The organism is Clostridiales bacterium, assembly GCA_014799665.1.
GTDB lineage: Bacteria > Bacillota > Clostridia > Christensenellales > Pumilibacteraceae > Anaerocaecibacter.
The window spans coordinates 440,545-460,362 of record JAAVHP010000012.1; the positions used below are offsets into that span (position 1 = coordinate 440,545).

At 50.3% G+C, this 19,818-nt stretch carries 16 protein-coding genes and 1 other RNA gene; 16 read left to right on the top strand and 1 reads right to left on the bottom strand.

The features are described from left to right. The first annotated feature begins 42 nt into the window (after nucleotides 1-42). From HDT28_06655 to rnpB, 4 genes are all read left to right on the top strand, one after another. A complete protein-coding gene (locus tag HDT28_06655; GenBank protein MBD5132245.1) occupies nucleotides 43-684 on the top strand; it encodes a DUF3885 domain-containing protein in 642 nt (213 codons plus the stop codon). A gap of 448 nt (nucleotides 685-1,132) precedes the next feature. Continuing rightward, nucleotides 1,133-2,809, top strand: coding sequence for a ribonuclease J (locus tag HDT28_06660; GenBank protein ID MBD5132246.1), 1,677 nt, complete (start codon nucleotides 1,133-1,135; stop codon nucleotides 2,807-2,809). Beyond that, entirely contained in the window at nucleotides 2,809-3,996 is a 1,188-nt protein-coding gene (locus HDT28_06665; GenBank protein ID MBD5132247.1) for a U32 family peptidase, read from the top strand. The genes HDT28_06660 and HDT28_06665 overlap by 1 nt, the downstream gene beginning before the upstream one ends. A 67-nt stretch (nucleotides 3,997-4,063) precedes the next feature. Further along, nucleotides 4,064-4,391: RNase P RNA component class A (gene rnpB / locus HDT28_06670), an RNA gene on the top strand. 24 nt (nucleotides 4,392-4,415) lie between these two features. Here rnpB and sigK read toward each other — a convergent pair. Then, nucleotides 4,416-5,096 (bottom strand): RNA polymerase sporulation sigma factor SigK, encoded by a 681-nt coding sequence (sigK, locus tag HDT28_06675; protein MBD5132248.1) that lies wholly within the window; start codon nucleotides 5,094-5,096, stop codon nucleotides 4,416-4,418. A gap of 303 nt (nucleotides 5,097-5,399) precedes the next feature. On the opposite strand from sigK, the gene HDT28_06680 reads away from it, so the two are divergent. From HDT28_06680 to HDT28_06735, 12 genes are all read left to right on the top strand, one after another. Further along, nucleotides 5,400-6,905 (top strand): hypothetical protein, encoded by a 1,506-nt coding sequence (locus tag HDT28_06680; protein ID MBD5132249.1) that lies wholly within the window; start codon nucleotides 5,400-5,402, stop codon nucleotides 6,903-6,905. Further along, nucleotides 6,906-8,450, top strand: a complete 1,545-nt coding sequence (locus HDT28_06685; protein MBD5132250.1) for a YifB family Mg chelatase-like AAA ATPase — start codon at nucleotides 6,906-6,908, stop codon at nucleotides 8,448-8,450. Then, on the top strand, nucleotides 8,450-9,520 hold the full coding sequence (gene dprA / locus HDT28_06690; protein ID MBD5132251.1) for a DNA-protecting protein DprA: 1,071 nt from the start codon (nucleotides 8,450-8,452) through the stop codon (nucleotides 9,518-9,520). The genes HDT28_06685 and dprA overlap by 1 nt, the downstream gene beginning before the upstream one ends. Nucleotides 9,521-9,530: 10 nt before the next feature. After that, on the top strand, nucleotides 9,531-11,792 hold the full coding sequence (gene topA, locus HDT28_06695; protein MBD5132252.1) for a type I DNA topoisomerase: 2,262 nt from the start codon (nucleotides 9,531-9,533) through the stop codon (nucleotides 11,790-11,792). Further along, complete coding sequence (locus HDT28_06700; protein MBD5132253.1) at nucleotides 11,792-13,069, top strand: methylenetetrahydrofolate--tRNA-(uracil(54)-C(5))-methyltransferase (FADH(2)-oxidizing) TrmFO; 1,278 nt, start codon at nucleotides 11,792-11,794, stop codon at nucleotides 13,067-13,069. Before topA ends, HDT28_06700 begins: the two co-directional genes overlap by 1 nt. Nucleotides 13,070-13,147: 78 nt before the next feature. Then, the gene (gene hslV, locus HDT28_06705) at nucleotides 13,148-13,681 is read left to right on the top strand and encodes an ATP-dependent protease subunit HslV (protein MBD5132254.1); all 534 of its coding nucleotides are present in this window, start codon (nucleotides 13,148-13,150) and stop codon (nucleotides 13,679-13,681) included. After that, nucleotides 13,681-15,003, top strand: coding sequence for an ATP-dependent protease ATPase subunit HslU (gene hslU / locus HDT28_06710; GenBank protein MBD5132255.1), 1,323 nt, complete (start codon nucleotides 13,681-13,683; stop codon nucleotides 15,001-15,003). Before hslV ends, hslU begins: the two co-directional genes overlap by 1 nt. A 42-nt stretch (nucleotides 15,004-15,045) precedes the next feature. Beyond that, the gene (locus HDT28_06715) at nucleotides 15,046-16,290 is read left to right on the top strand and encodes a histidine--tRNA ligase (GenBank protein MBD5132256.1); all 1,245 of its coding nucleotides are present in this window, start codon (nucleotides 15,046-15,048) and stop codon (nucleotides 16,288-16,290) included. A 1-nt stretch (nucleotide 16,291) separates the two neighbouring features. Beyond that, nucleotides 16,292-16,720 carry a SoxR reducing system RseC family protein gene (locus HDT28_06720; protein MBD5132257.1) on the top strand — a complete coding sequence of 143 codons (429 nt, stop codon included), beginning with the start codon at nucleotides 16,292-16,294 and terminating at the stop codon, nucleotides 16,718-16,720. Nucleotides 16,721-16,722: 2 nt separating this feature from the next. Then, on the top strand, nucleotides 16,723-17,952 hold the full coding sequence (locus HDT28_06725; protein MBD5132258.1) for a serine hydroxymethyltransferase: 1,230 nt from the start codon (nucleotides 16,723-16,725) through the stop codon (nucleotides 17,950-17,952). Between the two features lie 11 nt (nucleotides 17,953-17,963). Continuing rightward, the gene (locus HDT28_06730; GenBank protein MBD5132259.1) at nucleotides 17,964-18,398 is read left to right on the top strand and encodes an Rrf2 family transcriptional regulator; all 435 of its coding nucleotides are present in this window, start codon (nucleotides 17,964-17,966) and stop codon (nucleotides 18,396-18,398) included. Then, complete coding sequence (locus HDT28_06735) at nucleotides 18,395-19,513, top strand: cysteine desulfurase (GenBank protein MBD5132260.1); 1,119 nt, start codon at nucleotides 18,395-18,397, stop codon at nucleotides 19,511-19,513. Before HDT28_06730 ends, HDT28_06735 begins: the two co-directional genes overlap by 4 nt. Nucleotides 19,514-19,818: the final 305 nt, after the last annotated feature.

The window sequence follows — 19,818 nt, forward strand, 5'->3', positions numbered from 1 at the left end:
AAAGCGGGGCTGTTTTTGTTGAGCTTCTGTAAGGAAACTATTATGAATAATAAATCATGCATAGAAGAAATGATATTAAGCAAAGAATTTTGTTACGATCCGCCGTACTTTTATAATAACGAGCTTGCTCTGCGGTGTGAGTTGGGTATTGGAGATACTAATAAAAAGCATTTGAATGCCGCAAAGCAACGCGCCGCGGAAATATTCAATATTCTTTTTGAAAACGGCGTCGATATGTTCTTTTTCGATAATTACATCTACGACTTTGATTTTGATGAGGGCACTACTGTGTATATAAACAGCGTTGCCGCAATGGTAAAGCGTTTGCTAAAATTCAGTTTAGGTTATCAAGAAAAGTTCAAACATAAAGTAATACGTGATATTCCGTTTAATGAGTGTGACCGTGAAGATATTTGTCGTAGAAATCGAATTTGCTGTTATCCCGACGAAAAATTCAATGCAATAAAAGCGCTCAACGAACAAATTGACCGTCAATTAAATCCGATTATTCATTTGGTTTCGTTCCGAAACGAATGTATATTTACGGTGTACGACGACAGGGGCTGCGATATAGTATTTTATGATAAAAACAAATTTAAACAGTTTTATCCGCTATTACAAAAGTATTTTTTGGAATACGATTTGGCTTTAATGAAAGAAAGATTGGATAAGTTAGATGATTAAGATATTCTTCGCTTGCGCTCAGAATGACAGGTGAGTGAAAGATATAATAAGCTCATAAAAACAAACGTAAATTTTTCTTGTCTGTTTTTCAAGGTGGCGTAAAGAAATTTATAATATATGGGTATTACTCGGGTGTAAAATTCGATTAACCACTCAATTCCATACACGACACTAAGAGTTTCTTTCCTACTTCTTTGAAAAGAAGTAGGAAAAACGCTTGTTTTTTTAAGAAAAAAAGAGTATAATTAAATTATTCGATACAATCAATAGAAAGCATTAACGGATATCAACGTATATCAAACGTTTTTGTGTAATATTTTTATGCCGTAATATTAATCGATAAACAGCGTGTTTTGTTTTGCCTGTTATTAGGCGCAAGTATGCTGTTTGGATTATTTTAATGTTGTGGCGTAATTGAAAATAAGAAAGAAAATATCGGAGGCATATTTTGCAGCAAAAAAAATTTGTCGAGCCTGTTCTTAAAGTTATTTTCCTGGGCGGCGTAGGCGAAATCGGTAAAAACATGACCGCGCTCGAATTCGGCGAGGACATTATTATCATCGACTGCGGTTCTACGTTCCCCACGTCGGATACGCCGGGCGTAGACCTTATCATACCCGATCCCGCGTATCTCATGCTCAATAAGGACAAGATCCGCGGTATAGTCATTACCCACGGTCACGAGGACCATATCGGCTCGATCCCGTACTTCCTTAAACAGTGCAACGTGCCCGTGTTCGGTACAAGGCTCACGCTCGCGCTTATAGAGAACAAGCTTCGCGAAATGCGTATCGATAACGCCAAGCTCAACGTAGTTCAGCCCGGCAATACCATTTCGCTCGGCAGAGCGTTCAAGGTCGAATTCGTCAAGGTCTCGCACTCGATAGCGGGCTCGTGCGCGCTCTCCATATCGACGCCAGTCGGCACGGTGTTCCATACGGGCGACTTCAAGGTCGACTATACGCCGATCGACGGTAACATGATCGACCTTCAACGCATTGCCGAGATAGGCAAGCAGGGCGTACTACTGTTGCTCTGCGAAAGCACCAACGTGGAGCGCCCGGGTTCTTCCATGAGCGAGGCGACCGTCGGGCGCAGTATGCGCAATATCTTTAACGAGAACAAGGACAGGCGATTGATAATCGCAACGTTCGCGTCCAATATTCACAGGTTGCAGCAAATAATCGACCTCGCCGCCGAGTTCGGGCGCAAGGTCGCGTTCTCGGGCAGATCGATGATAAACGTAGCCGAGTGCGCGGCAAGGATAGGCGAGCTCAAAATCGACCGCAGTCAGATCATCGATATCGAAAAAGTAAAGAACGTAGACGATAAAGACCTTGTCATTCTCACTACGGGCAGTCAGGGCGAGCCGATGAGCGCGCTCACGCGTATGGCGGCTGACGATTTCAGCAAGGTCAAGCTCGGCTATAACGATACCGTAATTCTGTCGGCGCACCCCATACCCGGCAACGAGCGCATGGTGTACTCGGTAATAAACAATATCTACCGCCACGGCGCACGCGTTATATACGAGAGCCTTGCCGAGCTCCACGTTTCGGGTCATGCCTGCCGCGACGAGCTGTCGCTTATCCACGCGCTGCTCAAACCCCAGTATTTCATACCCGTACACGGCGAGCACAGACACCTGCAAAAGCACGCCGAGCTCGCAGTGGCAATGGGCGAAATGCCGTCGCATATCATTATAACCGATATCGGCGACTGCGTTTACGTTTCGCATAAGACGTTTAAAATAGGCGAACAGGTCGCTTCGGGCAGTCTGCTCGTCGACGGCTTGGGCGTAGGCGATACGGACAGCTCCGTACTTAGAGATCGTAAGCATCTCGCCGAGGACGGTTTGCTTATCGCCGTTATCTGTATCGACGAGCTGTCGGGCACGGTGTCGGCGATCGACATTACCTCGCGCGGGTTCGCGTACGACAAGGAAGGCGGTGACGACTTCTTCGACGGATGCAGGGACGCGGTCGCGCGGCTGTTGTCGACATACGACCTGCGCGAAAGCGACAGGAATATGCTCAATAACACCATTCGCAAAGAAATCAAGAACTATATCTTTAAAATGACGCGGCGCAGTCCCATGATACTGCCCATGGTGATCGATTGCTAATGAAACGCAGAGTTGAATTGCTCGCGCCCGCGGGCGACGTAAAAAGGCTGGACGTGGCGCTCCAATACGGAGCCGACGCAGTGTATTTAGCGGGCAAACAGCTCGGTATGCGCGCAGCGTGCAAGAATTTCGATTACGACGAGCTGAAAGCCGCTTCGCTCGCCACGCACAGCCGAAAAAAGAAGTTTTACGTTACGCTCAATATTTTCCCTTACGACGAAGATCTGATCGGGATAGACGAATATATCGATTATCTAAAAAGCTTGCACGTAGACGGGCTTATCGTATCCGATTTAGGCTTGATCGAACACCTTGCAAACAAGCACCCCAACGTGCCGATACACGTTTCCACGCAGGCTAACGTTATGAACAGCGCGACGGCAAAGGTTTATGCCGATATGGGCGTTAAGCGCATAGTGCTGGCGCGTGAGCTGGACTTAACGCGTATAAGAAAGCTCCGCGACAATCTTCCCGATACAGTCGAATTGGAAGCGTTCGTTCACGGCGCAATGTGCGTATCGTACTCGGGCAGGTGTATGCTGTCCAACTATTTAACGGGCCGGTCGGCGAACCGCGGCGAATGCAATCAAGCCTGCCGTATGGTGTTCACGCCGGAAAAGACAAGCGAGGGGCTTGAATTTATAGAGGATGACGGAACGTATATCTTCGGCGGCAACGACCTTAACATGATCGAGCACTTGGGTGAGCTTGCCGACGCGGGCGTGACTTCGTTCAAGATCGAGGGCAGGGTCAAGTCCGAGTATTACGTGGCGTGTATAGTCAACGCATACCGCAAAGCGCTTAATCAGGCGCTTGATGGCAAGCCCGTATCGGACGTGTACGTTAAAGAAACGCACAAAGCGCCCAATCGCGGGTTCAATACAGGCTTCTATTACGGTCAGCCCGTTCACGACGAAAACCCCGATAAATATTACGACTTTTGCGGTATCGTCATGGACGACGCTGTGGACGGCGCGATAGTCGAAATGCGCAACCGCTTTAAAACGGGCGACACGCTCGAAGTGCTGTCCTACGACGATGAATATTTGAATAAAACTGTGACCGTGCCTATTATGGAAACGGAGAACGGCGAGCAAATCACCGACGCCAAAGTGCCGACCATGCGCGTCAAGCTGTGCGGCGTAAGATTGCCCGAGCTGTCAATGCTTAGGAGAATTGCTAAGTAATAATGACTTTACTCTTATTTTTATAGCGTTCGTTTGACATTCTTTTTGTTTAATGCTATAATATCAACGAGATGACCGGATGGTTGCGGGAGTGAAAGCTCACGAGGAAAGTCCGAACACCGTAGGACAGAACGCCGGCTAACTACCGGTGAAGGCGACTTCAAGGAAAGTGCAACAGAAAATTACCGCCCGATTTTTTCGGGTAAGGGTGAAAAGGCGAGGTAAGAGCTCACCGTCGAAACGGTAACGTTTTGAGCCGTGTAAACCCCGTTCGGTGCAAGACAAAGGGTCAAGGTTGTCCGCCGTCCTTTACAATCGCTTGACCTATGCGGCAACGCATAGGCTAGATAGATAACCGTCATAACAGAATTCGGCTTACGGGTCATGCTCGCGTCCACAAACTTTGTTTGTGGACATTTTTAATTAAGCGCTTTTGCGATTTTGGAGATTGCTCTTTTTTCTATGCGCGAAACGTACGAGCGCGAAATTTTGAGTTTTTTGGCGACCTGCGACTGCGTATATGCGCGCTTATCCAAAAGCCCGTATCGCATACATATAACCTTGCGTTCTATGTCGGTCAGTACGTCGTCCATGACTTCTTTGACCTTTTCGAGCACAATATTATTCTCTATATCGATATATGTATCCGTTTCGCCGGGGAGAACGTCCATAAGCGCAATGTCGTTGCCCTCCTTATCGGTGCCGACCGCTTCGTACAGGCTCATTGTTTGCTTGTGTTTTTTATTGGCGCGTATGTACATTAATATTTCGTTCTCGATACACTTGGCGGCGTAGGTGGTCAATTGACAGCCTTTATCGGGCGAGAAGGTTTCTATGCCCTTAATTAGCCCGATGCTGCCCACGCTAATAAGATCGTCGGCTTCGCCCGCGTTGTTATACTTTTTTACGATATGCGCCACGAGCCTTAGATTGTGCTTTACGAGCGAGTCGTACGCTTCGCGGTCGCCGTTCTTGTACTTTTCAAATAGCGCCCGTTCCTCCTCGGGGGGTAGGGGCTTGGGAAAAGAGCCGTTGTTGTTTACAAACGACGTGAACAGGAAAATTCGTGATAGAAAAGTCATAAAAGTTTCGATTATCATACAACCCTCGCTTTGCTTTATTGTCGGGGTAATATTCTATGCCGAAAAATGTCGAAATTTGCCTGTCCGCAATATTCTTTAAAAATGATTGAAAAGGTGAATGCCAGTGGCGTTAAGATATTTATAATGCTATGATATTATTCGGGTGTAACAAATAATAGATCACTAACGCAAACACCCGACACTAAAAGTTTCTTGCCTACTTCTTTAAAAAGAAGTAGGTGCTTCTTTTCAAAGAAGTAGGGGGAAAAGTCTTGCAATTATAAAGATTATTTGCTACAATATTCAAAAGAGGGTGCAATTTTGGAATTTATTTCTCAGGTAAGTGCGTCCGTTGCTTCGGACATTATTATAGCGGTATTTCTTTCGCTTTTGACTCTGCTGTCAATAGGCGCGCTCATAACATTTCTATGTAAGTTCGCGCAGGACGAAGGCGAACTCAAACGTAAAGCCATCATATTTCCCGTAATATTCGGCATAGGATTTGCGTTCAGAATGGTGTTTGCCATGTGCGTGCGCGGTTATCGCGACGATTACGCGATTTTCTCGACTATGTTCGATAACCTTAGAGTTCACGGCTTAGGCGAGTATTACGGCGGCGACGCGGGACAAGTATTGTATCCCGTAGTCTACTTTATCTATTTGATTTTCGGCGGGCTTTCTAACGCAATCGGCTTATCGGATTATGCGCTCGGTATGCAGTTCATGATCAAGCTGCCTATGATAATCGCCGAGCTATTGACCGCGTTTGCCGTATACCTGGTAGGCAAGCGGTACTTTAATGCGCGCGTGGCGGTCGTGCTTTGTTCGTTCGTTTGCGTTTGCCCCATATTCTTTATGGGCGTTATCTGGTCGACTCCGCTCGTCTTTACAGTCATGTTCGCGGCGTTCGGTTGTTACTTTCTGGCACGCAAAAAATATATGCTGACGATAGCGTTTATGATGCTGGCGGCGTTTTCGAGTAAGGAAGGAATTTTCCTGTTCCCTGTGGCTTGTGTGTTCTCGATATTCCATTTTGTTAAGGCGATAGGGAATATCAAGCGCGATAAGGTAGGCGGCAAAGATATTTTCGGCGCGGACTACCGAGCGGCGATATTCGTACCCGTTGGGTTTATAATATCGTTGATCGGAATCTATCTAATCGGCTTGTTCATGATCTCGGCGCACAGCTATAACCCGTTCGTATATATTTACGAGTTCTTGCTCGCGCCGCTCGTCAATTGGGAATACTTCACGTATAACGGATTGAGCGTTTACGCAATATTTAACCAGAACGGTTCTGTTCCGGGAGCGCGTTTCCCTGCGTGGGTGTTTACGTGCGTATTCGGCGCTATTATCTTTGCTGTTGTATGCGTCGTGTACTTTACAAAACGCAATCGCGCGACAATGGTAATGCTAGCCGCATACTCGCTGTTCACTTTGCAAATCTATTATCCCGGTTCGCACGCGATAGGCTTTACTTGCGTATTCGGCGTGCTTATCGTGTCTTACGCGCTCGTTCGCGACAAACGGCTGTTGTACGTGCTTGCGCTTTCGGGGCTATGTTATGTTGTTAACGGCATTACAGTTATGGCGTGCGCCGGATATCTCAATAATCTTGCCGACTTTAATTTCGGTACGCAGGAGCTGCTTCTTACGGGCGGCATGAGCGCCGTTACAATAACTTGCTCTGTTCTTACTTTTATATCGCATTTGTATTTCACCGTTGTCGCCGTGAGCGTAGGCATGACGGGACAAAAGAAAACGCTCGGATTTGCCGACGGCGTGGGCGCAAGCTTAAAAGAGTTTTTCAAGATAAAGAAGGTGTAAATGTTAGCGAGGATAAACAGTTATGCGCTCGACGGGCTTAACGGCTACCGCGTTGCGGTTGAGGTGGACGTCCGTCCCGGTCAGCCGCGGTTCGATGTAGTAGGACTGCCCGATACTGCGGTCAAGGAGTCCAAAGAGCGTGTGCGTTCGGCTATAAAGAACAGCGGATATTTCGATACTCCGCGCGTAGTTACCGTCAATCTCGCACCGGCACATACCAAAAAGGAAGGTCCGATTTTCGACCTTGCGATTGCGCTCGGACTGTTATGCTCGACGGAGCAGGCGGGAGTCGATGAGAGAAAAATGCCGTTGCAAGCCGTAAACGAATATGTTTTTTTGGGCGAGCTGTCGTTGTCGGGCGAGGTTCGGCGCATTAACGGCGTTATGCCCATGCTCATTTCGGCGCGCGAACATGGCGTTAAAAAGATAGTCATACCTCACGCAAACGCCAACGAGGCTAAGTACATACGCGGAATAGAAGTCTATGCTGTAAATAATCTTAAAGAGGCGATTTCGCTCATCAACGGAACTTCCATGGCGCCTATTCCGAACAGCGATATCGTTGCGGGAGACGCATGCGAGGCGCGTGAGGATTTTAAGTTTGTAAAAGGTCAGTACGCGGCAAAACGCGCTATGGAAATTGCCGCGGCGGGCGGGCATAACATTACCATGATAGGTTCGCCCGGCGGCGGTAAAACCATGCTTGCCAAATGTCTTCCCGGGATATTGCCCGCAATGACCGAGCAGGAAATTCTCGAAACGACCAAAATTCATTCGATAGCGGGTATTCTCGACGCGGACAGCGGGATAGTCACTACCAGACCGTTCCGCACTCCGCACCATACCGCAAGCCGTATCGCATTGACGGGCGGCGGTCCGTCGGCGCGTCCCGGCGAAATCAGTTACGCCCATAACGGAGTTTTGTTCTTGGACGAGCTTCCCGAGTACCCGCGAACCGTGCTTGAAATTTTGCGCCAGCCGCTCGAAGACGGAGTTGTCACCGTATCGCGTGCTTCGCGCACGGTAGAGTACCCCGCAAGCTTTATGCTCGTCGCGAGCATGAACCCTTGTCCGTGCGGTTACAGCGGCTCGCATACGCATCAGTGCCAATGCAGTCCCGCGCAAATTCAAAAATATATGTCGCGCATATCGGGTCCGCTTCTCGACAGAATAGATCTTCATATCCAAGTCGACGAGGTGGGTTACGACGAGCTTACAAGCGACGGTCAGGCGGAAAGCTCGGCGGACGTTCGCAAGCGCGTCAACGCCGCTCGCGCAATTCAGATAACACGGTATGCCGGTACGGATGTTCATTGTAATGCAAAAATGACAAGCGAAATGATAAAGGCGCATTGTGCACTTGACACGGCAGGCGAGCGAATTTTGCAAAACGCATTCGATAAGCTCGGGCTTACTGCGCGCGCATACACGCGTATTCTTAAAGTCGCGCGCACGATAGCAGATCTTGACGGTGCGCAAAATATTTCGGCGAAACACGTAGCGGAAGCGGTAATGTACCGCTCGCTCGATAAGGCGGTGCGCTGATGATTTTATCAGATTTGTATTTGTGGCTTGCATATTCGCACTTGCCCACGCAAAAGATAAACCGTATTCTCGATAAAATTCCGCTTGCAAGGCTGTGGGAAAGCTTTGACGACGAGGGGAAGTACAAGCTTGACGAAAAGACCTTCAACGCACTCAAGCGCACGCGTTCGCTCGATTATATAGAGCAAGCCAAGCAGTATCTAGAAATTAATAATATAAAATACGTTACTCGCGCCGACCCTATTTATCCCGAAGCGCTCGACCAAAAAGAAGTCGATCCTCCGCCCGTTATATTTTATAAGGGCGATATCAATGTTTTAAGAAAGCCGTGCCTTGCTGTCGTCGGCACACGCCGTGCTTCGCAGTACGGGAGATATGCCGTGGAAAAGATAGTCGATGAGCTTGCGAGCTCGTTTACAATCGTAAGCGGACTTGCGACAGGCATAGACGGTTATTCGCATGATGCGGCGCTCAGAGCGGGCGGGTATACTGCGGCAGTGCTCGGCAGCGGACTGTTCAATCCGTCGCCGGTGTCAAACCTGAGACTTTTCGACGAAATATGCAATAAGGGCGTAGTGCTTAGCGAGTATACGCCGGATACCCATGCTACGAATTATACCTTCCCTGCGCGCAACCGTATAATAAGCGGACTCAGCAAGGGCGTGCTTGTGGTAGAAGCCGCCGAGAAAAGCGGCTCGCTCATCACGGCGAGCTGTGCGCTCGATCAAGGTCGCGACGTGTTTGCCGTTCCGGGCGATATAGATAAGCCGCGTTCTGCGGGCACTAATAGGCTCATAAAGAACGGCGCGATTGCAGTTACATGCGCGCAGGACATTCTCGATCAGTATTCCATCGTCGCCGAGCAAAAGAAAAACGCCGAGCAATATTTTCCGATAGACTTTTCGCAGCAACAGGTATTGGATATACTTGAAATGGGCGAGAAATCGTTTGATATGCTCGTTGAAAGCTGCGGCATGACGATCCCCGAACTCAACGCGGCGTTGTCGTCGCTCATGATCTTCGGGCTCGTTCACGAAAAATCCAAAAATTTGTATTGTATTTCAAAGTAGGTAATGCTATATGAAACTCGTTATTATCGAAGGCTACGGCAAGCTTGAAACCGTACAAAAGTATCTCGGTAGCGATTATAAGGTTTTCGCTACCGGCGGACACGTGCGTGATCTTCCCAAAAAGAGATTGGCGGTCGACGTCGAACACGATTTCGAACCGACTTACGTCGTTATGGATGATAAAAAAAGCGTGGTCGACAGCCTTAAAAAAGTTGCAAGCTCGGCTGAGACCGTTCTTCTCGCAACCGACCCGGACCGAGAGGGCGAGGCAATCTCATGGCATATCGCAACGCTCTTGCATATCCCGCCCGAAGTGCCCGCGCGTATCGAGTTCAACGAAATCAGTAAGAACGCCATTCAGGCGGCGCTTAAAACTCCGCGCACTATCGACCGCAATCTCGTGGACGCGCAGCAGGCGCGCCGCGTTCTCGATAGGCTTGTCGGCTACAAGCTGTCGCCCGTACTTTGCAAAAAGATACAGGGCAACCTAAGCGCGGGGCGTGTTCAGTCGGTAACGCTTAGGCTCGTCGTAGACCGCGAGCGCGAAATTCAGGCGTTCGTGCCCGAGGAGTATTGGAACTTCTTCTCGCATCTTAAAACGGACGGCGGCGAGTCGATTAAGGCGGCATTCGTCGGCAAGAACGGCGACAAGGTAAAGCTTACCAATGAAGCCGAAGTCAAGTCTTTAATATCCGATCTAGACGGTAAAGACTACGTAGTATCAAATGTAAAAAAGAGCATTACGAAAGCGCATCCGTACGCGCCGTTTATTACCTCTACCATGCAACAGGACGCTCTTAATAAGCTCGGTATGAGTTTGCGTCAAACTTCGTCGGCAGCGCAAACGCTGTACGAGGGTGTGGAATTGCCGGGCGAGGGCAAGGTCGCGCTTATCACGTATATCCGTACCGACAGTACACGCGTGTCGACTGCGGCTATCAACGCGGCGCGCGATTATATCGGGCAAAAGTACGGCGAACAATATCTGCCCGAAAAACCCAATTACTACGCTTCCAAAAAAAGCGCGCAGGACGCGCACGAGGCGATACGTCCCATATCGCTTGAACGCACGCCCGAGAGCGTAAAGCCCTATTTGAACAAGAACATATATATGCTGTATAACCTCATATATAAGCGGTTCTTGGCGAGCCAAATGAGCGACGCTACTTATAACTCCGTGTCGGTGGATATTTCTGCGGGCGATTACGATTTCCGCATAAGCGGCAGAACGCCCGTGTTCGACGGCTTTACCAAGGTGTACGCAGTCGCCGAAAAGAACGACGAGGAAGGCAAGGGCAAGGACGAAAAAACTGTACGCGTTCCCGAGCTCAACGTCGGCGACAAGCTTAACTTCGTCAAGTACGAGTACGAACAAAAGTTCACCAAACCGCCTGCACGCTACACCGAAGCGAGCCTTGTAAAAGCAATGGAAGAAAAGGGTATCGGCAGGCCCGCAACGTATACGCCGACGGTAACCCTTCTTTTCTCGCGCAAGTATATCGAAAAGACAGGCAAGGCGATTGCGCCCACAGAGCTCGGCTGCAAAGTGACCGATATGCTCGTTAAATACTTTACCGAAATAATGGACGTGGGCTTTACCGCCAATATGGAAAGCTCTCTCGACGGAATAGAGGACGGTGGCGTGAAATGGCAGAACGTAGTCGCTGGCTTCTACGATGGGTTCGAGGACAAAATTCACGCGGCGCTCGGCGACGATTACACGCTTAAAGTTCCCGACGAGCAGACAGATTTCGTATGCGAAAAGTGCGGTGCCAAAATGGTTATTAAAACGGGGCGGTTCGGTAAATTCCTCGCTTGCCCCAATTATCCGCGTTGCAAAAATACCAAAAACCTCGACGAGAACGGCGAGATTATAGAGCCGAAAGCGCCCGAGGTGTCCGACGTGGTCTGCGACAAGTGCGGCGCGAAAATGGTCGTTAAAACGGGCAGGTACGGCAAATTCCTCGCTTGTCCCAATTATCCCAAGTGCAAGAATATCGTCAATCTCGACGACGGCAAAAAGGACGAAACGCCGCTGCCGCCTTGTCCCAAGTGCGGCAAACCGCTCAAAAAGATAACAATGCGCAATTCGACTTTTTACGGTTGCACGGGCTATCCCGAGTGCGACTTCACTTCGTCGGATAAACCCACCGAGCATAAATGCCCCGAGTGCGGCGCATTCCTTGTGCAAAAGACGGGCAAGAACGGCGATTATCTTAAATGTTCGAGCAAGACCTGTAAGTATAAGCGCGACGTGGACGGAAACAAATAATGGCAGGCGTCGATATAATCGGCGCGGGGCTTGCGGGCTGCGAAGCGGCGCTGTATCTTGCCGAGCACGGCGTAAAGGTTAGGCTGTTCGAGGCAAAGCCGCTGTGGCGGTCGAAAGCGCATAAATCGAACGGATTAGCCGAGATCGTTTGCTCCAATTCGCTTAAAAGCGCATTGCTGACAACAGCAAGCGGCACGCTCAAAGCAGAGCTCGATATTCTTAATTGCAAGCTAATTTCGCTTGCGCGCGAGACATCCGTTCCAGCGGGTAGCGCACTTGCGGTCGACCGCGATATGTTTTCGGCGCGCGTGACGGCGGCTGTAAATTCTAATGATAATATAGAGCTTATAAACGAGATTGTAACCGATATAGATGCCGATAGGCTTACGATCGTTTGCGCAGGTCCCGTTTGTCACGACGGAATAGCAAGCTCGTTGATGCGTTTGACCGGCGAGCAGTCGTTGCATTTCTTCGACGCCGCCGCGCCTATTATAACCGCAGAATGTGTCGACATGAACAGTGCGTTTTTCGGCGCGCGCTACGGCAAGGGTGATGCGGACTATCTTAACTGCCCGATGAACAAGGAGCAGTATCTCGAATTTTACAATGCGCTCATTTTTGCGGAACGGGTGATCGACGAGGTGGGCGGCGTGTTTGAGGGATGTATGCCCGTGGAGGTAATGGCGGCGCGCGGCGTGGACGCGTTGCGGTTCGGTCCGCTAAGACCCGTCGGGTTTCGCGACGCGGGCAAGCCGTATGCGGTATTGCAGCTACGGCGCGAGAACACCGAGTCGTCGCTATTCAATATGGTAGGTTTTCAAACCAATCTCAAATTCGGCGAGCAAAAACGCGTGTTCTCGCTCATTCCTGCGCTACGCAATATCGAAATCGTGCGCTACGGCGTAATGCACCGCAATACGTTTATCAATGCGCCGCGAGCGCTTAATAGCGATCTTACGCTCAAAAACAGTCCAAAAACGTTTATTGCGGGACAGCTCAGCGGTGTAGAAGGGTACGTGGAGAGCATAGCGACGGGACTTCTCGCGGCGGTAAACGCCGAGCGCGTACTGCGCGGTTTGGATACGGTAACGCCTCCGCGCGATACAGTGCTCGGCGGACTGTGCGCGTATATCACTACTGAAAACAAAGACTTTCAACCGATGAACGCAAATTTCGGTATATTGCCGCCGCTCGACGGCGTTAAGAAAGCCGACAGGAAGCAGGCGTACTACGAGCGCAGTATCAAGTCGTTCGGCGCATGGGCGCAAACTCTGTAAAAAATAATTGTCAATTGTTTTAGATTGTGGTATAATCTTTATAATTAATTTGTTAAATATCCGAAAAGGAGAGTGTATATGAAACTCGAAGGAACAACCATTATAGGCGTTAAACGCAACGGTCAGACCGTTATTGCGGGCGACGGACAGGTTACGCAGAATCAACAGGTAGTCATGAAAGGCAATGCGTGCAAGGTGCGCAGGCTTTATAACGATACGGTTATTTTCGGGTTCGCGGGCTCGGTAGCCGACGCGTTCACGCTCAGCGAGCGGTTCGAAGAAATGCTCAATAAGTTTTCGGGCAATCTCATGCGCGCTGCGGTCGAGCTTGCCATGCTGTGGCGCGGCGACCGTGCGCTTCGTCAGCTCGAAGCTCTCATGATAGTAGCCGACAAGAACGATATGTTTATTTTATCGGGCAGCGGCGACGTTATCGAACCTGAGCACGGCGTTTGCGCTATCGGTTCGGGCGGCAACTACGCGCTCGCCGCGGGTAGGGCGCTTCTCGAAAACACCGAGCTGTCTGCCGAACAGATCGCGCGCGAAGCAATGCGCATAGCGAGCGATATTTGTATATTCACTAATTCTCATATCACTGTGGAGGTGGCGTAATGGAGCTTACACCCAAGCAGATAGTGAGCGAACTCGACAGATACATTATCGGTCAGACTAAGGCGAAGCGCGCCGTGGCGATTGCGCTCAGAAACCGCTACCGCAGAAGCAAGCTTCCCGAAAGCGTTCGCGACGAGATCACGCCAAAAAACATTATCATGAAAGGTCCTACGGGCGTAGGTAAAACCGAGATCGCACGCAGGCTCGCTAAGATCATGCGCGCCCCGTTCATTAAGGTGGAAGCGACCAAGTACACCGAGGTCGGCTACGTAGGTCGCGACGTCGAGTCCATGATTCGCGATCTCGCCGAAACCGCAGTACACCTTGTTAAGCAGGAGCAAATGGCGGTCGTCGAGAGCAAGGCGCGCGAATTCGCAGAGCAAAAGGTCGTCGATATCGTATTAAAGGCGCGCAAGAAAACGCATACCGATATTGCCGAGAGCGTGCTTAAAGCGCAGATAATAGACGAGCTCAAAGACGGCAGGCTCAACAATACGATAGTCGAAATCGAGATCAACGAGAGTATGCCGCAAATGCAGGCGATGCCCGGTATGTCGATTGACATCAACCTTAACGATATGCTCGGCTCGCTCGGCAGTCTTATCCCGCAAAAGAAGAAACGCCGCAAGGTGCGTATCGAGGAAGCTATCGAGCTGTTCAAGGAAGAAGAAAGCGAGCGGCTTCTCGATATGGACGCTATAAAAGCCGAGGGCGTGCGTCGCGCGCAAGAGGACGGTATTATCTTTATCGACGAGATTGACAAGATAGCCAATCGTCAAGGCTCGGGCGGTGGCATGGACGTTTCGCGCGAGGGCGTTCAGCGCGACATTCTGCCTATCGTAGAAGGCTGCACGGTCATGACCAAGTACGGCGCGATTAAGACCGACTATATACTGTTCATAGCCTCGGGCGCGTTCCAGATTTCGAGCGTTACAGATCTCATCCCCGAGCTTCAAGGCCGTTTCCCCATACGCGTCGACCTTCAATCGCTTACCTTTGAGGACTTTGTTCGCATCTTCACCGAACCCGAAAACGCTGTCACGCGCCAGTACGCGGCTATGCTGTCGGTGGAGAATATCAATCTGAAATTCACACCCGAAGCGATAGAGGAAATGAGCCGTATAGCCGTTCTCGAAAACGAGACTGGCGAGGATATAGGCGCAAGGCGGCTTCATACCGTTATGGAAAGCTTGTTAGAGGACATAAGCTTTAATGCCGACGGCAACAATCCGCTGATCGACGTGAACGTAGACAAAGCGTACGTCGAAGAACATCTCGCAAAAGAGATCTCGGCGCACAACCTCAAAAAATATATATTGTAATTTATCACCGATTACGCATAAAGAATTAATAGAGGTATCATTTTGATAAACGTACCCAAGGGCACTAAGGATATGCTTCCAGCCGAAGCGTATAAATGGCAGTTCGTAGAGAATGCGGCGAAAAAGATAACCGCGCTGTATAACGTTAAGCAAATTCGCACGCCCGTGTTCGAACACGCCGAGCTTTTTCTGCGCTCGATAGGCGACAGTACAGATATCGTCAATAAAGAAATGTATATTTTCGAGGACAAGGGCGGACGCAAGATGGCGCTTCGTCCCGAGGGAACGGCAGGCGTAGTGCGGTCTGTGCTCGAAAATAATATTTGCGAGACTTTGCCGCAAAAGCTGTTCTATATCGAAGGCGTTTACCGCTACGAACAGCCGCAGGCGGGCAGATACCGCGAGCATCACCAGTTCGGCGCGGAGTTCTTCGGGAGCGATTTGCCGTGCTTCGAGGTAGAACTTCTCGGTATGGCGCGCGACTTCCTGCAAGAAATAGGCTTCAATGACTTGCGCTTGCAAATAAACTCTATCGGCTGCGAAAAGTGCCGCGCCGAGTTTAATAAGGCTTTACGCGAGTTCTTGGCTTCGGTAAACGACAAGATTTGTTCGGACTGCCGCCGTCGCGCCGAGGTCAATCCGTTGCGCACGCTCGACTGCAAGGTTCCGTCCTGTCGCGAGGTGTACAAGAAAGCGCCCAAGATAAGCGACTTTTTGTGCGATGAGTGCAAGGCGCACCACGCCGAAGTTTTAAGGGGTTTGGACGCTATCGGCGTAAAGTACGTAGAAAATCAAAATCTCGTGCGCGGGCTTGATTACTACACACGTACCGTTTTCGAGTTTTGCGACGGCGACCTCGCCGTGCTTGCGGGCGGGCGTTACGATAATCTTTGCGAGGAGCTGGGCGGTAAGCATATTCCTTGCGTGGGCTTCGGTTGCGGTATCGAGCGTTTGATCGCCGCCGCCGAGACGCGCGGTATTGACTTTAACCAAACCAAGCCGTGCGTGTTTGTCGCTTCCCAGTGCGATGCGGCGCGCGCTGAGTGCGTAAGTATCGCGAATGCGATGAGAGCGGGCGGCATTTCGGCGGAGTACGACCTAATGGGCAAGAGCCTTAAAGCGCAGTTCAAGACCGCCGATCGTCAGGGCTTTTCGTACGTTCTTACGATAGGCGAAAGCGAATTGCAGTCGGGCGTATATAATCTTAAACGCATGGACGACGGCACTGCCGTTCAAGTAAGCAGAGCAACCGTAGTTGCCGATATAAAAAAGGCTGTCGCAAAGTAAAGTGATCGAGCAGTGCGTCGTTAAAAAAGTCAAGCGCGGCTTGGCGTTCGTCGAAGTAAAACGCTCGGACAAATGCGAAGGCTGCAAGCTGTGTGCGTTTAACAAGCAGAACGTTATGGTCGTTCCCGCATTGTGTAGCGAGCAGGTGGCGGCGGGCGACGTAGTTACCGTGCAAATGCCGACTAAACCTGTCGGCGCGGTCGCATTACTCATATACGCGTTACCGCTCTTGGGAATAGTAATAGGCGCGCTGATCGGGCTCGTCGGTTCGTGGCAGTTGCAGTTAGGACTTGCGGCGGCGGGGCTTGTCGTAGGGCTTGCCGCAATAGTACCGTTAGAGCGGCTGTACCGAAAAAAATCGGGCGTAATGCCTGTGGTGTTACCTAAATCTAACGAGCAACAGCAACAAAATATAAATGACGGAGTATAAATATGGAACTCGACGTAATCGAAAAAATCGATCCCGAAGTAGCGGCAAGCATGAAAAAAGAGCTTGCGCGCCAGCGCAATAAAATCGAGCTTATCGCGAGCGAGAACTTCGTATCGCCGGCAGTGCTTGCGGCGGCGGGTTCGCACCTTACCAATAAGTACGCCGAGGGCTATCCCGCTAAACGCTATTACGGCGGGTGCGAGTACGTGGACGAGATCGAGCAGCTCGCAATCGACAGGGCAAAAAAGCTGTTCGGTGCGGATCATGCCAATGTTCAGCCGCACTGCGGCGCTAACGCCAATCACGCCGTTTTCTACGCCGTCCTTCAACCGGGCGACACCTATCTCGGCATGAACCTTGCGCACGGCGGACACCTTACGCACGGCTCGCCCGTAAACTATTCGGGTAGGTTTTATAACGTAGTGCCGTACGGCGTGAGCGAGCAAACGGAAACCATCGACTACGACGAGGTTGAGAAGCTCGCCGTAGAGCATAAACCCAAGCTTATATTAGCAGGCGCGTCCGCGTACCCGCGCGCCATCGATTTTAAACGCTTCCGCGCGATTGCCGATAAGGTGGGCGCGGTGTTCATGGTCGACATGGCGCATATCGCGGGGCTTGTCGCGGCGGAACTTCACGAAAACCCCGTGCCGTACGCCGATATAGTCACGACCACCACGCACAAAACCCTTCGCGGTCCGCGCGGCGGAATGATACTCTGCAAAGAGCAGTACGCAAAGGCAATCGATAAAGCGATATTCCCCGGCACGCAGGGCGGTCCGCTTGAACATATTATCGCGGCAAAGGCGGTCGCGCTCAAAGAAGCGATGTCGCCCGAATTTAAGGCGTACCAAACGCAAATAATCAAAAACGCAAAAGCGCTTGAAAAACGGTTGACCGAACGCAAGATAAACCTTGTATCTGGCGGCACCGATAATCACTTGCTGCTTATTAAAATCGGCGGCGGCAAAACGGGCAAGGAGATCGAAACACTACTCGACGAGTGCAATATCACGGTTAATAAAAACGCAATACCGTTCGATCCGCTTCCGCCGTCCAAGACTTCGGGCATACGCATAGGCTCGGCGGCGGTCACTTCTCGCGGCATGAAGGAAAAGGAAATGACGGTCATTGCCGACTGCATTGCCGACGTGATCGAGAAAGGCGAAAGCGCTAAGCAATCTATACTCGATCGCGTACAAAAGCTTACCAAAGATTTTCCGCTGTATTAGGAGTATAAGGCATGAGATTATCGACACGCGCAACATACGGCATGAGACTGTGCTTTATGCTTGCTTTGTCAAAAACGCCGCTGAGCGCGTCACAGCTCGTCAAGCAAACCGATTTGAGCATGAAATATCTCGAACAGCTTTTGGCTATGCTCAAACGCGGTGAGATAGTCCGCGCGTACCGCGGAAAATCGGGCGGCTATATTCTCGCGCGCGAACCGCAGGATATAACGGTAGGCGATATGCTCGAAGCGCTCGACGACGGGTTCGTCGCGCCCGAGTGCGTGCTCGGCAATTGTACCGATATTTATTGTCCTAACCGCAACGTGCTTAACAAGATAAACGAGGGAATAAATAACGTTCTTAAAAGCGTAACCCTTTTGGATATAATAAACGATCATCGCAGTAATTGCGGCAACGGCGCCCCGACCACGCCGGAAACAGTATGAACAAGAATATTTATCTCGACTATGCGGCAACCACGCCGACGGACGAATCTGTTCTGTCATCCGCTATGCCGTACTTTACCGATATCTTTTATAATCCGTCGTCTGCGCACGCCGCGGGGCAAAAAGCCTCGCAGGCGGTCGAACGCGCACGCGAAAAATGCGCCAATGCAATAAACGCCGCGCCGAACGAGATATACTTTACTTCGGGCGGAACGGAAGCCGTCAATCAAGCAATGCTCTCCGTTATCGGCTCGAATAAAAAACACGTCGTGATCTCGGCGATCGAGCACGACGCGGTCATGGCTAGCGCAAAGGTTTTGGAAAACAACGGTTTTACCGTAGATACCGTCAAGCCGACGGCGGACGGAACGATTACGCCCGAAGCATTAAAGAAAGTTATTCGGGACGATACTGTGCTCGTATGCGTAATGACGGTCAATAATATAACGGGCGTGATACAACCGATAAAGGAGCTTGCAAGCGTTGCGCACGATAACGGCGCGCTGTTTTTCACAGACGCGGTGCAGGCGGTAAACTCGGTTAAAATCGACGTAAAAGACAGTAATGCGGATATGCTGTGCGTTTCCGCGCATAAATTTTACGGCTTAAAGGGCGCGGGCTTTTTGTACGTTAAATCGCCCGATAAACCGCGTCCGCTCATAAGTGGCGGCGAGCAGGAGAGGGGCGTACGCGCAGGCACTCACAATACTCCCGCAATTGTCGCAATGGGCGAAGCGATAGAGCGCGCGCAAAGCGGCGTAAAAGAATACGCCGCGCAAACGCACGCTGTCGTGCAGGCGTTTTTAGGCGAGCTTAAATACGGCGAGCCGATAAATTGTCAAACAAAAACCAACGATATAATATCGATAGTTTTCGACGGCGTAAACGGCGGTCGGCTTGCTGTGGCATTATCCTGCGCGGGAGTGTATTGTTCGGTCGGTTCGGCGTGTTCGGCGGGCTCGGCAACTCCGCCGCCCACTCTCGTCGCCATGGGCGTAAAAAACGCCGATTGCGCCGTAAGATTCTCGTTCGGCAAGGGAATAAGCACGGACAGCGCAAAAGCCGCCGCCCGCATTGTAAACGAAACGGTCGCGCGGCTTAATGGCAAAAACTAAATTATAGTAGGCAATTTCGCTGCACGATATCTTCAATCGTTTTCGAGTTTTTCTTTCGCCATCTTAATGGCTTTTTGCGGGACTTTCTCTTTTTCCATCTTTTTGAGCGCCATCGCTCCTGCCACCGCACCGATAGCCATTCCCAAGATCAATTGTTTCATATTGTTATCCTCCACGTATATTATGTCTTATACGTGGAATTTTTATCCGAGGAGTAAATTTACCCGCTTGCGAGAGTAAATTTGCGACGAGAACAAATTTAGTATAATCTCTGTTTTGATTATACTAAATTTATTTAAAAAGGT